The sequence below is a fragment of the Shinella yambaruensis genome (assembly GCF_050859155.1).
GTDB lineage: Bacteria > Pseudomonadota > Alphaproteobacteria > Rhizobiales > Rhizobiaceae > Shinella > Shinella yambaruensis.
Genome location: NZ_CP150638.1, coordinates 3,993,756 through 4,006,434, shown reverse-complemented (window position 1 = coordinate 4,006,434; position 12,679 = coordinate 3,993,756). Strand labels below are relative to the sequence as shown.

The window sequence follows — 12,679 nt, the reverse complement described above, 5'->3', positions numbered from 1 at the left end:
ATCCGATCCCCTTTGCCCGCGCGCCGAAAGGTGCGCGGGCCTTTTCGTCTCAGCCGAGCCGCTTCACCCAGAGCGTATCGATGATGGAGGGGAAGAGCGTGTCGAGCATGTCCGTGTCGCTGCCGCATTCGGCCATGCGGGAAAGCTTCTTGTCGAGCGTCAGGTGGGCGAAACCGTGCGCCGTCGACCAGATGCCGATCAGCATGGCCTCGCCCTCGGCGTCGAGTTCCTCGCCTTCCTTCTGGCCGCGCAGGGCGCGCACGGTTCGTTCGAGCGCATTCCAGGCCGCGCCCGTCGCCCGGTCCAGCGACGGTTGGTCGCGCAGCAGCATGTCGTGGCGGAACATCAGGTGGAAGCGGCCGGGAAATTCCACGGCGAAGCGCACATAGGCGACGCCCTGCGCCTTGAGACGTTCGGCCGTGCTGCCGGTGTCGCCGGCAATCGCCAGCCGGCGGGCAAGCTCCGCCCAGCCGAGGGCGGCGACCTCCGTGAGAAGGCCGGCTGTGCCGCCGAAATGGTGCGAGGGGGCGGCGGGCGAGACCCCGGCGCGCCGGGCGGTCTCGCGCAGCGTGAACCCTTCGAGGCCCCGCTCGGCGAGCAGTTCGTCGGCGGCGCGGATCAGCGCGTCGCGCAGGTCGCCGTGGTGATAGCCGCGTTCGGCAGTTTTTTTCTCGTTCATCGCAGGTCTCGCAGACATGTCATCTTTACAGTGTAAAGATTGTGCGCTAGCACAATGTAAACACTGTTCAGATTTCTGCGAGGTATCATAATGCGTGCAGCCCGTGTGGCAACCGCCGAGACGAGGCGGGAACCATGGACCCTTTCGCAGATGCCGGACCAGGCCGGCCGCCTTGCCGTCGTCACCGGCGCCAATAGCGGCCTCGGCTTCCTGACGGCGCGCGAGCTTGCGAGGAAGGGTGCCGCGGTCCTGATGACCGCGCGCGACGAGGGCCGGGGGGAGCGGGCGTTGGCCCGCATTCGCGCCGAGCTTCCCGGGGCCGAGGTCATGCTGCGCCGGCTCGATCTTGCCGATCTCGACGATGTCGCGGCCTTTGCCGCCAGGCTTATCGCCGAAGGCCGGCCGGTCGATCTCCTCATCAACAATGCCGGTGTCATGATGCCGCCGCACGGGCTGACGCGGCAGGGCCATGAGACCCAGTTCGGCGTCAACCACCTCGCCCATTTCGCACTGACGCTGCGCCTGCTGTCGCTGCTGTCCGCAGCGCCCGGTGCCCGTGTCGTCACGGTCAGCTCCGAGCTGCACCGGCGCGGCCGCATCCATTTCGAGGACATCAGGGGCGAGAAGGCCTATGGCCGCCTTGCCTTCTACGCCCAGTCGAAGCTCGCCAACGTGCTCTTCGCGCTGGAACTCGACCGCCGTCTCAAGGCGGTCCGCCTGCCGGTGCTCAGCGTGCTTGCCCATCCCGGCTATTCCGCCACCAACCTCCAGACCAGTGCGACATCGGGCGCGCTGCGCCTCTTCATGCGCATCGGCAACCGCTTCCTCGCGCAGAATGCCGAGCAGGGCGTGCTGAACCAGCTCCATGCGGCAACCGCCGAAGGCCTTGTCGGGGGCGAGTTCATCGGCCCCGACGGGTTTCGCGAGATGCGCGGCGCCCCCGCGATCGTGCAGCCGCTGGCCGCCGCGACCGATCCCGTCCTTGCCGCGCGGCTGTGGCGGCTGTCGGAAGACTTTGCCGGCCTTACCTTCCCTTCCGTTGCGGAGCACCTGCGATGACCGCCCTGACGATGGACGCCTATCATTTCTTCCGCGCCTGGATGCGCGATCCGCTGCGCGTCGCTTCGGTCACGCCCTCCGGCAAGGCGCTGGCGGACATCATCGTGCGGGAGATCGGGCCGGAGACCGGCCGGGTCATCGAGCTCGGCCCCGGAACGGGCGTCTTCACGCGGGCCCTGCTGCGGCGCGGCGTCGCGGAGGAGAACATCGTCCTCGTGGAAATGGGAGCGGAATTCGCAGCGCTGCTGCAGCAGCGCTTTCCCAAGGCGCAGATCGCCTGCACCGATGCGGCGCGCATCGCCCGGTTCTGCGCCGTGCCTGCGGGCGCGGCGATCAGCGGCCTGCCGCTGCTTTCCATGCGGCCGGAGAAGGTTTTCGCCATTCTTGCCGGCACCTTCGCGCGGCTTGGCGAGGGGGCAGCGCTCTACCAGTTCACCTATGGCCTGCGTTGCCCGGTGCCGCGCGCCGTGCTCGACCGGCTCGGTCTCTCCGCCGTCAGGGTCGGCGGCACGCTGCGCAACGTGCCGCCGGCCTTCGTCTACCGGATCAGCCGCAAGGGCTGAACCGTCCAAAGACCGTTTGCCGGATTCCATGCATTGCGCAGCGCGGGGTCTTCCGCTAAGAGACCCCGCGGTTTCTCCCGCGCGCTCGCGCGAACATCTGGAATAGCGGTACACACAAATGGCACGCATCGTGATGAAATTCGGCGGAACGTCCGTCGCTGACCTCGACCGTATCCACAATGTGGCCCGCCATGTGAAACGCGAGGTCGATGCCGGCCACGAGGTCGCCGTCGTCGTTTCCGCCATGTCCGGCAAGACCAACGAACTGGTCGCCTGGGTGCAGGGCATGCCGAAGGTGACGGGCGCCAACTCGCCCTTCTACGACGCGCGCGAATATGACGCGATCGTCGCCTCCGGCGAACTGGTGACCGCCGGCCTTCTCGCCATCGCGCTCCAGTCGATGGGCATCAATGCCCGCTCCTGGCAGGGCTGGCAGATCCCGATCCGCACCGACAACGCCCACGGCGCCGCCCGCATCCTCGAGATCGACGGCGGTGAAATCGTCCGCCGCATGGGCGAGGGCCAGGTGGCGGTCGTCGCCGGCTTCCAGGGCCTCGGCCCCGACAATCGCGTCGCCACGCTCGGCCGCGGCGGCTCCGACACGTCGGCCGTCGCCATCGCCGCTGCCGTCAAGGCGGACCGCTGCGACATCTATACCGACGTCGACGGCGTCTACACGACCGACCCGCGCATCGAGCCGAAGGCCCGGCGCCTGAAGAAGATCGCCTTCGAGGAAATGCTCGAAATGGCCTCGCTCGGCGCCAAGGTGCTGCAGGTGCGCTCGGTCGAGCTTGCCATGGTGCACAAGGTGCGCACCTTCGTCCGCTCGTCTTTCGTGGATCCCGATGCGCCGGGCATGGGCGATCTTCTGAACCCGCCCGGTACGCTGATTTGTGATGAGGATGAGATCGTGGAACAGGAAGTCGTAACCGGCATCGCCTATGCCAAGGATGAAGCGCAGATTTCGCTCCGCCGCGTCGCCGACCGGCCGGGCGTTTCGGCCGCGATCTTCGGCCCGCTCGCCGAAGCCCACATCAATGTCGACATGATCGTCCAGAACATTTCCGAGGACGGCTCGAAGACCGACATGACCTTCACCGTGCCGTCCGGCGACATGGAGAAGGCGCTCAAGGTGCTCGAAGGCGCCAAGGAGAAGGTCGGCTTCGACGTGATCCAGCACGAGACGGGCCTCGTCAAGGTCTCCGTCATCGGCATCGGCATGCGCAGCCATGCGGGCGTTGCCGCCTCGGCCTTCCGCGCGCTTGCCGAGAAGGGCATCAACATCCGGGCGATCACCACCTCCGAGATCAAGATTTCCATCCTGATCGACGGCGCCTATGCCGAACTCGCCGTTCGGACTTTGCATTCCGTCTACGGTCTCGATAAGAAGTAAGGACCGGCCGACTCGGTGCCGATCTCAAGGATCGCCGGCGTGGCCCGCGCCGGTGGAGTAACGTCATATTCGGGAGACGCCACGCGATGAGAGACCTCTCCGCGGGTCCGCGCGTTCTTCTCAAGCGGCTGCGCGAACTGATGGCGGAGCCGCTCGAGCCGCAGGAGCGCCTTGACCAGATCGTGCGCCAGATCGCGCAGAACATGGTCGCGGAAGTGTGTTCCGTCTACGTGCTGCGCTCCGATGGCATCCTCGAACTCTATGCGACCGAAGGCCTCAATCCCGGGGCCGTCCACCTCGCCCAGCTCAAGATGGGCCAGGGCCTCGTCGGCACGATCGCCGCCTCCGCGCGGCCGCTGAACCTTTCCGACGCCCAGTCGCATCCCGCCTTCACCTACCTGCCGGAAACGGGCGAGGAGATCTACCACTCCTTCCTCGGCGTTCCTATCTTGCGCACCGGCAGGGCGCTCGGCGTGCTTGTCGTGCAGAACAAGGCGAGCCGCACCTACCGCGAGGACGAGGTGGAGGCGCTCGAAACGACGGCGATGGTGATTGCGGAAATGGTGGCGACCGGCGAGCTGAAGAAGCTCACCAAGCCCGGTCTCGAGCTGGACCTGTCCCGCCCCGTCGCGATCGAGGGGGCGAGCTTCGGCGAAGGCATCGGTCTCGGCTATGTCGTGCTGCACGAGCCGCGCATCGTCGTGACGAACCTTTTGAACGAGGATTCCGAACACGAGCTCGGCCGCCTCGCCGAGGCGCTCGGGTCGCTGCGCATCTCGATCGACGACATGCTCTCTCGCCGCGAAGTGTCGATGGAGGGCGAGCACCGCGAGGTGCTGGAAACCTATCGCATGTTCGCGCATGACCGCGGCTGGGTGCGGAAGCTCGAAGAGGCGATCCGCAACGGCCTGACCGCGGAAGCGGCCGTCGAGCGGGTGCAGAGCGAGACCAAGGCGCGCATGATCCGCCTGACGGATCCCTATCTGCGCGAGCGCATGCACGATTTCGACGATCTCGCCAACCGGCTCCTGCGCCAGCTGACCGGCTATGGCGCCAAGCTTTCGGCCAGCAGCTTCCCGAACGATGCGATCGTCGTCGCGCGTGCCATGGGCGCGGCGGAACTGCTCGATTATCCGCGCCAGAACGTGCGCGGCCTGGTGCTCGAAGAGGGTGCCGTCACCAGCCATGTGGTGATCGTCGCGCGCGCCATGGGCATTCCGGTGGTCGGCCAGGCGGCGGGTGCGGTGGCGCTTGCCGAAAACGGCGATTCCATCATCATCGATGGCGACGACGGGCGGGTGCATCTGCGGCCGTTGCCCGACCTTCAGCGCTCCTACGAGGAGAAGGTGCGTTTCCGCGCCCGCCGGCAGGAGCAGTACCGCGCGCTGCGCGCCGTCGAGCCCGTCACGAAGGACGGCCGGGCGATCAGTCTCCAGATGAATGCGGGCCTGCTCGTCGACCTGCCGCATCTCAACGAATCCGGCGCATCCGGCATCGGCCTCTTCCGCACCGAGCTCCAGTTCATGATCGCCTCGACCATGCCGAAGGCGGAAGAACAGGAGGCGTTCTATCGCAACGTGCTGAAGCATGCCGGCGGTCGCCCCGTGACGTTCCGCACGCTCGATATCGGCGGCGACAAGGTCGTGCCCTATTTCCGCGCGGCGGAGGAGGAGAACCCGGCGCTCGGCTGGCGGGCCATCCGCCTGTCGCTCGACCGGCCGGGCCTCCTGCGCACCCAGCTTCGCGCCATGCTGCGCGCCGCGGCGGGCGCCGATCTCCGGCTGATGCTGCCGATGGTGACCGAGGTTTCCGAGCTGAAGGAGGTCCGCGACCTTCTCCAGAAGGAAATCCAGCGGCAGTCCAAGATCGGCGAGCAGCTGCCCAAGAAGCTGCAGTTCGGCGCCATGCTGGAGGTGCCAGCGCTGCTCTGGCAGCTCGACGAGCTGATGGCCGAGGTCGATTTCGTCTCGGTCGGCTCGAACGACCTCTTCCAGTTCGCCATGGCGGTCGACCGCGGCAATGCCCGCGTCTCCGACCGGTTCGACACGCTCGGCCGGCCGTTCCTGCGCATCCTGCGCGATATCGTGCGCGCCGGCATACGCAACGACACGCCGGTAACGCTTTGCGGCGAGATGGCGAGCAAGCCGATCTCGGCCATGGCGCTGCTCGGCATCGGCTTCCGCTCGGTCTCGATGTCGCCGGCGGCGATCGGCCCGGTCAAGTCGATGCTGCTGTCGCTCGATGCGGGCAAGCTCGAAGCGGTGCTGACGCCGGCGCTCGACGATACAAGGCCGACGGCCTCGATCCGACAGATCCTCACCGACTTTGCGGCCGAGAACGGCGTTCCGCTTTAAAGACCTGACTGGAGTTTGAACGGTGGCGAAGCTTCCCGTTGAAAAGATGCGCGAACTCGAACGCCGTTTCGGCGAGATCGAGGCACGCATGTCGGCGGGGCCGGATTCGGAGACCTATGTGCGTCTCGCCTCGGAATATTCCGAGCTTCAGCCGGTCGTGACGAAGATCCGCGAATACGAGAAGGTCAGCGGTGAGATCGCCGACCTCGACGCGCTGCTTGCCGACAAGGCGACCGACCGCGAGATGCGCGACCTTGCGGAGATGGAGTTGCCGGAGCTGAAGGAACGGCTGGAGGGGCTGGAAAAGGAGATGCAGATCCTGCTTCTCCCCAAGGATGCCGCCGACGAGAAGAGCGCGATCCTGGAAATTCGCGCCGGCACGGGCGGTTCGGAAGCCGCGCTCTTTGCCGGCGACCTCTTCCGCATGTACGAGCGCTACGCTTCCGCCCATAACTGGAAGGTCGAGGTGCTGTCCGCGAGCGAGGGGGAAGCGGGCGGCTTCAAGGAAATCATCGCGACGATCACCGGGCGCGGCGTTTTTGCCAAGTTGAAGTTCGAATCGGGCGTGCACCGCGTCCAGCGCGTTCCGGAGACGGAGGCGAGCGGGCGTATCCACACCTCGGCGGCGACCGTCGCCGTGCTGCCGGAAGCGGAAGAGATCGACATCGAGATCCGGCCGGAGGATATCCGCGTCGATACGATGCGCTCCTCGGGCGCCGGCGGCCAGCACGTCAACACGACGGATTCGGCCGTGCGCATCACCCACCTGCCGACAGGCCTCGTCGTGACGAGCTCGGAAAAGTCGCAGCACCAGAACCGCGCCAAGGCCATGCAGGTGCTGCGCTCGCGGCTCTACGACATCGAGCGCCAGCGCGCCGAAAGCGAGCGCTCCGCCGACCGCAAGAGCCAGGTCGGCTCGGGCGACCGTTCCGAGCGCATCCGCACCTACAATTTCCCGCAGGGCCGCGTCACGGACCACCGCATCAACCTGACGCTCTACAAGCTCGACCGCATGATGGTCGGCGAGATCGACGAGGTGGTCGATGCGCTGGTCGCCGACTACCAGGCCGGCCTTCTCGCGCAGCTCGGCGAACAGGGGCGATGAACGGCCCGACGCTTGCCGAGGTGCTGGCCGCGGCGCGGCGCCGGCTTGCCGGAGCGGGCATCCGCGATGCAGCAGGCGACGCGCGGACCTTGCTCATGGGCCTATTGGGCCTGACGCCGACATCCTTCGTAACCGAGAGCGGCCGCAGCCTGGACGAGGCCGAGCGGCGCGCCGTCGATGCGGCGCTCGACCGCCGCATCGCGCACGAGCCGGTTCACCGCATCCTCGGCCGCCGGGCCTTTTCGCGGCTCGACCTGGTGCTGTCGCCGGAAACGCTGGAGCCGCGTCCGGATACCGAAATCCTCGTTGACGCCCTGACGCCCTATGCGGAGAAGATCGTGGGCGCGACGGGCGGCTGCCGCATCCTCGATCTTGGCACCGGAACGGGCGCGATCTGTCTTGCCCTTCTGGACCTCGTGCCCGGGGCGACGGGCGTGGGGGCTGATCTTTCGGCCGGGGCCCTTGAAACGGCGCGGCGCAATGCCGATATCAACGGTGTCGCGGATCGCTTCGAAGCGGTCGAGAGCGACTGGTTTGCAGCCGTGACCGGGGCCTTCGACATCATTGTGTCAAACCCGCCCTATATCGTCCGCTCCGTGGTCGGAACGCTGGACGACGAGGTCCGGCTCCACGATCCGATGCTGGCGCTGGATGGCGGGGAAGATGGGCTCGACGCCTATCGCGCCATTGCTGCCGGCGCGGGCGCTTATCTTCGGGAAAACGGCCTGGTGGCCTATGAGATCGGTTACGACCAGAAGGATGAGGTCACGGCCATCATGCGCGAGAAGGGTTTTTCGCGGATCGAGGCGATCAAGGATCTCGGCGGCAATGACCGCGCCCTTGTCTTTATAGCAGCGGTTGCCCGGTGATTTGCTGCGCAAGCACAGTAAATTCTGCGACCGCAAAGAAAAGGCTTGGAATCGGGAAAGAAGCGGGATAGGTTGCGGCCACGCACTGGGCAAGCGGTCATGGCACAGAGATTCGTTCCTGCATGACCCGATCGCGAGGATTGCTCTCTCGAAGAGTTGCTAGGGTTGAAGACTGCCTAGTGCGGGTACCTGTTAATTTGACGTCTTACGGCGACAGGACCACCGACCGGCGTGGTTTGCCCGCGGGTAAGGATGCTTGATCTGGCGTGTCCCGATCAGGCGTGCAGACACATGATCATCAAGACACGATACGTTAGGTGAGTGACATATGAGGCCAGGACAGCAAAACAAGCGCGGCCGCGGGCGTAACAACAACAATAACAACAACAATAACAACAACCAACACCGCAAGGGCGGCAATCCCCTGACGCGGACCTATGACAGCTCGGGTCCAGACGTGAAGATCAGGGGCACGGCCCAGCATATCGCCGAGAAGTACGCAGCGCTTGCCCGTGACGCCCAGAGCGCCGGCGACCGCGTCATGGCGGAAAACTATCTCCAGCATGCCGAGCACTACAACCGCATCATTGCCGCCGCCCAGGCGCAGATGCAGGACCGCTTCCCGCGGGACGAGCGCTCGGACAATGCCGACCGGACGGATTTCAACGATCGCGACGGTTTCGAGCGGGACGCCGACGAGATCGATTCGACGGCCGTCGACGAGCCCGCAGCCGTTGCGGCCCCGGTTGCCCCGGCCCCCGTCGCCGAGCAGCCCGTCATCGATGGCACCGGCCCGCAGCCGATCATCGAAGGCACGCCGGCTGAAGTTTCGCTCGAAGACGAGGCTGCGGCCCCGGCCGCCGGCCGCGCGCCGTCGCGCCGCCGCAGCACGCCTCGCCCGCGCCGTCCGCGTCGGGGCGAAGCCCAGGCCGCCGGTGACGAGGCGCAGCCCGCCGGCGATGAGGCTCCGGCCCTCGAAGCGTCGGAATAATCGCCTCCACCATCCCTGAAGAACCCGGCCTCGTGCCGGGTTCTTGCGTTTTGCAAGGCGCCCGCGAAAAATCTCCGGCGGCGGCCAGGCGCTCCCTTTAATTCCAGAAAACCCTCCACCATATTCGTTTCAAGCGGTTGACCGGTCGCGAGGCCGGGGGATCGCATGCATGACAGGCTCGCCTGATGGGAGCCTTATCCTGAAACGTCGACCGGTGCCTCGAAGGGCCGGCCGAGTCCTGGAGGTGAATGATGAACATTGAAAAATACTCCGAACGCGTTCGCGGCTTCCTGCAGTCCGCCCAGACGAAGGCGCTGGCCGACGGCAATCCGCAGTTCACGCCCGAACACGTCCTGAAGGTGCTGCTCGACGACGAGCAGGGCATGGCGACGTCGCTGATCGAGCGGGCCGGCGGCAATGCGCGCGACGTGCGGATCGCCAACGACGCCGCGCTTGCCAAGCAGCCGAAAGTTTCCGGCGGCAACGGGCAGGTCTATCTCTCCCAGCCGCTTGCAAAGGTTTTCTCCACCGCCGAAGAGGCCGCAAAGAAGGCCGGCGACAGCTTTGTCACCGTCGAACGCCTGCTTCTGGCGCTCGCGATCGAAAAATCCGCGGCGACGTCCGAGATCCTGGCGAAGGCCGGCGTGACGCCGGGCAAGCTCAACCAGGTCATCAACGACATCCGCAAGGGCCGCACCGCCGACACGGCGAGCGCGGAGCAGGGTTTCGATTCGCTGAAGAAGTTCGCCCGTGACCTGACGGCCGATGCGCGCGAAGGCCGGCTCGACCCGGTGATCGGCCGCGACGACGAAATCCGCCGCACGATCCAGGTCCTGTCGCGCCGCACGAAGAACAATCCGGTCCTCATCGGCGAGCCCGGCGTCGGCAAGACGGCGATCGCCGAGGGCCTTGCGCTCCGCATCGTCAACGGCGACGTGCCGGAGAGCCTGAAGGACAAGAAGCTGATGGCGCTCGACATGGGCGCGCTGATCGCCGGTGCGAAATATCGCGGTGAATTCGAGGAGCGCCTGAAGGCCGTCCTTGCCGAAGTGCAGGCGGAAGACGGCGAGATCATCCTGTTCATCGACGAGATGCACACGCTAGTCGGCGCCGGCAAGGCGGACGGGGCGATGGACGCCTCCAACCTGCTGAAGCCCGCGCTCGCCCGCGGCGAGTTGCACTGCGTCGGCGCGACCACGCTCGACGAGTACCGCAAGCATGTCGAGAAGGACGCAGCGCTTGCCCGCCGGTTCCAGCCCGTCATGGTGGACGAGCCGACCGTCGAGGACACGATCTCGATCCTGCGCGGCCTCAAGGAGAAGTACGAGCAGCACCACAAGGTCCGGATTTCAGACTCGGCCCTTGTTGCCGCCGCGACGCTCTCCAACCGCTACATCACGGATCGCTTCCTGCCGGACAAGGCGATCGACCTGATGGACGAAGCCGCCTCGCGGCTGCGCATGCAGGTGGATTCCAAGCCGGAGGAACTGGACGAACTCGACCGCCGCATCATCCAGCTGAAGATCGAGCGCGAGGCCTTGAAGAAGGAGACCGACCGCTCGTCGCAGGATCGACTTGAAAAGCTCGAGCTCGACCTTGCCGCGCTGGAAGAGGAAGCCGCCGCGCTCACCGCGCGCTGGCAGGCGGAGAAGTCGAAGCTCGGCCGTGCCGCGGACCTGAAGCGTCAGCTCGACGAACTGCGCAACGAACTGGCGATTGCCCAGCGCAAGGGTGAGTTCCAGCGCGCCGGCGAGCTTGCCTACGGCATCATCCCGAAGCTCGAAAAGGAGCTGGAGGAGGCCGAAGGCCGCGATGCGGGCGACGTCGATCCGATGGTGCAGGAGGTCGTGACCGCCGATAACATCGCCCATGTGGTCTCCCGCTGGACGGGCATTCCCGTGGACAAGATGCTGGAGGGCGAGCGCGACAAGCTCCTGCGCATGGAAGACGAGCTCGGCAAGTGGGTCGTCGGTCAGGGGGATGCCGTCCAGGCGGTCTCCCGCGCCGTCCGCCGCGCGCGTGCCGGCCTGCAGGATCCGAACCGGCCGATCGGCTCGTTCATCTTCCTCGGGCCCACCGGTGTCGGCAAGACGGAGCTGACCAAGGCGCTTGCCCGCTTCCTCTTCGACGACGAGACGGCGATCCAGCGCATGGACATGTCGGAATACATGGAGAAGCACTCCGTGGCCCGGCTGATCGGCGCGCCTCCCGGCTATGTCGGCTATGAGGAAGGCGGTGCGCTCACCGAATCCGTCCGCCGCCGGCCCTATCAGGTCGTGCTGTTCGACGAGATCGAGAAGGCGCATCCGGATGTCTTCAACGTGCTCCTGCAGGTCCTCGACGACGGCCGCCTGACCGACGGTCAGGGCCGTACCGTGGACTTCCGCAACACGATGATCATCATGACCTCGAACCTCGGCGCCGAATATCTGACGGCGCTGGGCGAGAACGAGGACAGCGACAGCGTCCGCGACCAGGTCATGGACGTCGTCAAGATGGCGTTCCGGCCGGAGTTCCTGAACCGGGTGGACGAGATCATCCTGTTCCATCGCCTCCGGCGGTCGGAAATGGGCGCGATCGTCGATATCCAGCTCACGCGTCTGCGCAAGCTGCTGGAAGATCGCAAGATCGTGCTCGACCTCGACGAGGACGCCGTGCACTGGCTGGCCGAGAAGGGCTACGACCCGGTCTATGGCGCGCGTCCCCTCAAGCGGGCGATCCAGAAGCACCTTCAGGATCCGATGGCGGAGAAGATCCTTGCCGGCGAGATCCCGGACGGCTCGACCGTCAAGGTGACCGCCGGTTCCGACCGGCTGCTCTTCTCGCCGCGGGGTGCCGCGGCAAGCAAGGCCGCCTGAGGCCGGTTCCGGTCCTGACGAGAACGAAGCGCGGGCTCTGCCCGCGCTTCTTGCGTTTCATGCCCTTCCGCCGGCCACGCCTTGCCTTCGGCCGCAAAATCTTTCCCTTTCCGCAGAACATGCGCTAAGGGCATCAGCCATGACCATGCCGGTATCGACAGACCCGAAATTCGTCGTCCTTCTCGGGGGCGCGCTCATCGTGACGCCGCGTCTTCGCGCGGACATGGCTGGCGCGCGCGTCGTTGCGGCGGATGGCGGCATGCGGCATGCGGCAAGCCTCGGCACCCTGCCGGAACTCTGGGTGGGCGATTTCGATTCGACCCCGCCGGAGCTTGTCGCCGCCTGGCCGCAGGTCGAGCGCCAGCCCTATCCCGCCGCCAAGAACGAGACCGACGGGGCGCTTGCCGTTTCGGTCGCGGCCGAGCGCGGGGCACGCGCCATCCTGCTCGCCGGCGCGCTCGGCGGGGAGCGCAGCGACCATGCGCTGATGCATCTCCTCCATGCCGTCTCGCTGGAAGAGCAGGGGTTTACCGTGAAGCTCACCTCCGGGGAGGAGGAGGCCTGGCCATTGCTGCCGGGCCGTCGCGACATCGACCTGCCGAAGGGGAGCCTTTTCTCCGTTCTCGGCCTTGCGCCCCTTTCCGGTCTCACCATCGACAATGCGCGCTATCCGCTGAAAGACTTTTCGCTGCCCTTCGGCTCCTCGCGCACCATTTCCAACGTGGCGGAAGGCCCGATCCGCCTTTCGCTCGCCGCCGGCCGCGCCATTCTCATCGCCCGGCCCTACGACCTTTCAGGAGCCTGACCC

Annotated in this window: 10 protein-coding genes; 9 read left to right on the top strand and 1 reads right to left on the bottom strand. The window is 66.4% G+C overall.

The window, feature by feature from the left end; all coding sequences use genetic code 11:
• Window positions 1-49: 49 nt before the first annotated feature.
• Window positions 50-679: a TetR/AcrR family transcriptional regulator gene (locus tag WMC41_RS19590; RefSeq protein WP_432345832.1), complete on the bottom strand. Its 630-nt coding sequence runs from the start codon at window positions 677-679 to the stop codon at window positions 50-52.
• A gap of 150 nt (window positions 680-829) precedes the next feature.
• On the opposite strand from WMC41_RS19590, the gene WMC41_RS19585 reads away from it, so the two are divergent.
• The 9 genes from WMC41_RS19585 to WMC41_RS19545 all read left to right on the top strand — a co-directional run bounded on the left by WMC41_RS19585 (window position 830) and on the right by WMC41_RS19545 (window position 12,676).
• Complete coding sequence (locus WMC41_RS19585) at window positions 830-1,738, top strand: oxidoreductase (RefSeq protein WP_432345830.1); 909 nt, start codon at window positions 830-832, stop codon at window positions 1,736-1,738.
• Window positions 1,735-2,301 carry a class I SAM-dependent methyltransferase gene (locus WMC41_RS19580; protein ID WP_432345828.1) on the top strand — a complete coding sequence of 189 codons (567 nt, stop codon included), beginning with the start codon at window positions 1,735-1,737 and terminating at the stop codon, window positions 2,299-2,301. The genes WMC41_RS19585 and WMC41_RS19580 overlap by 4 nt, the downstream gene beginning before the upstream one ends.
• A gap of 118 nt (window positions 2,302-2,419) precedes the next feature.
• Window positions 2,420-3,694 (top strand): aspartate kinase, encoded by a 1,275-nt coding sequence (locus tag WMC41_RS19575; RefSeq protein ID WP_244769246.1) that lies wholly within the window; start codon window positions 2,420-2,422, stop codon window positions 3,692-3,694.
• A gap of 86 nt (window positions 3,695-3,780) precedes the next feature.
• Window positions 3,781-6,048, top strand: coding sequence for a phosphoenolpyruvate--protein phosphotransferase (gene ptsP / locus WMC41_RS19570; RefSeq protein WP_244769247.1), 2,268 nt, complete (start codon window positions 3,781-3,783; stop codon window positions 6,046-6,048).
• A gap of 22 nt (window positions 6,049-6,070) precedes the next feature.
• Complete coding sequence (gene prfA / locus WMC41_RS19565) at window positions 6,071-7,153, top strand: peptide chain release factor 1 (protein WP_244769248.1); 1,083 nt, start codon at window positions 6,071-6,073, stop codon at window positions 7,151-7,153.
• Window positions 7,150-8,022 (top strand): peptide chain release factor N(5)-glutamine methyltransferase, encoded by an 873-nt coding sequence (gene prmC / locus WMC41_RS19560; protein WP_432345825.1) that lies wholly within the window; start codon window positions 7,150-7,152, stop codon window positions 8,020-8,022. The genes prfA and prmC overlap by 4 nt, the downstream gene beginning before the upstream one ends.
• A 328-nt stretch (window positions 8,023-8,350) precedes the next feature.
• On the top strand, window positions 8,351-9,013 hold the full coding sequence (locus WMC41_RS19555) for a DUF4167 domain-containing protein (protein ID WP_432345823.1): 663 nt from the start codon (window positions 8,351-8,353) through the stop codon (window positions 9,011-9,013).
• A 251-nt stretch (window positions 9,014-9,264) separates the two neighbouring features.
• Window positions 9,265-11,871 carry an ATP-dependent chaperone ClpB gene (gene clpB / locus WMC41_RS19550; protein WP_432345821.1) on the top strand — a complete coding sequence of 869 codons (2,607 nt, stop codon included), beginning with the start codon at window positions 9,265-9,267 and terminating at the stop codon, window positions 11,869-11,871.
• 145 nt (window positions 11,872-12,016) lie between these two features.
• A complete protein-coding gene (locus WMC41_RS19545; RefSeq protein ID WP_244769420.1) occupies window positions 12,017-12,676 on the top strand; it encodes a thiamine diphosphokinase in 660 nt (219 codons plus the stop codon).
• Window positions 12,677-12,679: the final 3 nt, after the last annotated feature.

Excerpts from the sequence above, each read along its gene's own strand:
- WMC41_RS19590 (WP_432345832.1), bottom strand. The coding sequence starts at position 679 with ATGAACGAGAAAAAAACTGCCGAACGCGGCTATCACCACGGCGACCTG.
- WMC41_RS19585 (WP_432345830.1), top strand. The coding sequence starts at position 830 with ATGCCGGACCAGGCCGGCCGCCTTGCCGTCGTCACCGGCGCCAATAGC.
- WMC41_RS19580 (WP_432345828.1), top strand. The coding sequence starts at position 1,735 with ATGACCGCCCTGACGATGGACGCCTATCATTTCTTCCGCGCCTGGATG.
- WMC41_RS19575 (WP_244769246.1), top strand. The coding sequence starts at position 2,420 with ATGGCACGCATCGTGATGAAATTCGGCGGAACGTCCGTCGCTGACCTC.
- ptsP (WP_244769247.1), top strand. The coding sequence starts at position 3,781 with ATGAGAGACCTCTCCGCGGGTCCGCGCGTTCTTCTCAAGCGGCTGCGC.
- prmC (WP_432345825.1), top strand. The coding sequence starts at position 7,150 with ATGAACGGCCCGACGCTTGCCGAGGTGCTGGCCGCGGCGCGGCGCCGG.
- WMC41_RS19555 (WP_432345823.1), top strand. The coding sequence starts at position 8,351 with ATGAGGCCAGGACAGCAAAACAAGCGCGGCCGCGGGCGTAACAACAAC.
- clpB (WP_432345821.1), top strand. The coding sequence starts at position 9,265 with ATGAACATTGAAAAATACTCCGAACGCGTTCGCGGCTTCCTGCAGTCC.
- WMC41_RS19545 (WP_244769420.1), top strand. The coding sequence starts at position 12,017 with ATGCCGGTATCGACAGACCCGAAATTCGTCGTCCTTCTCGGGGGCGCG.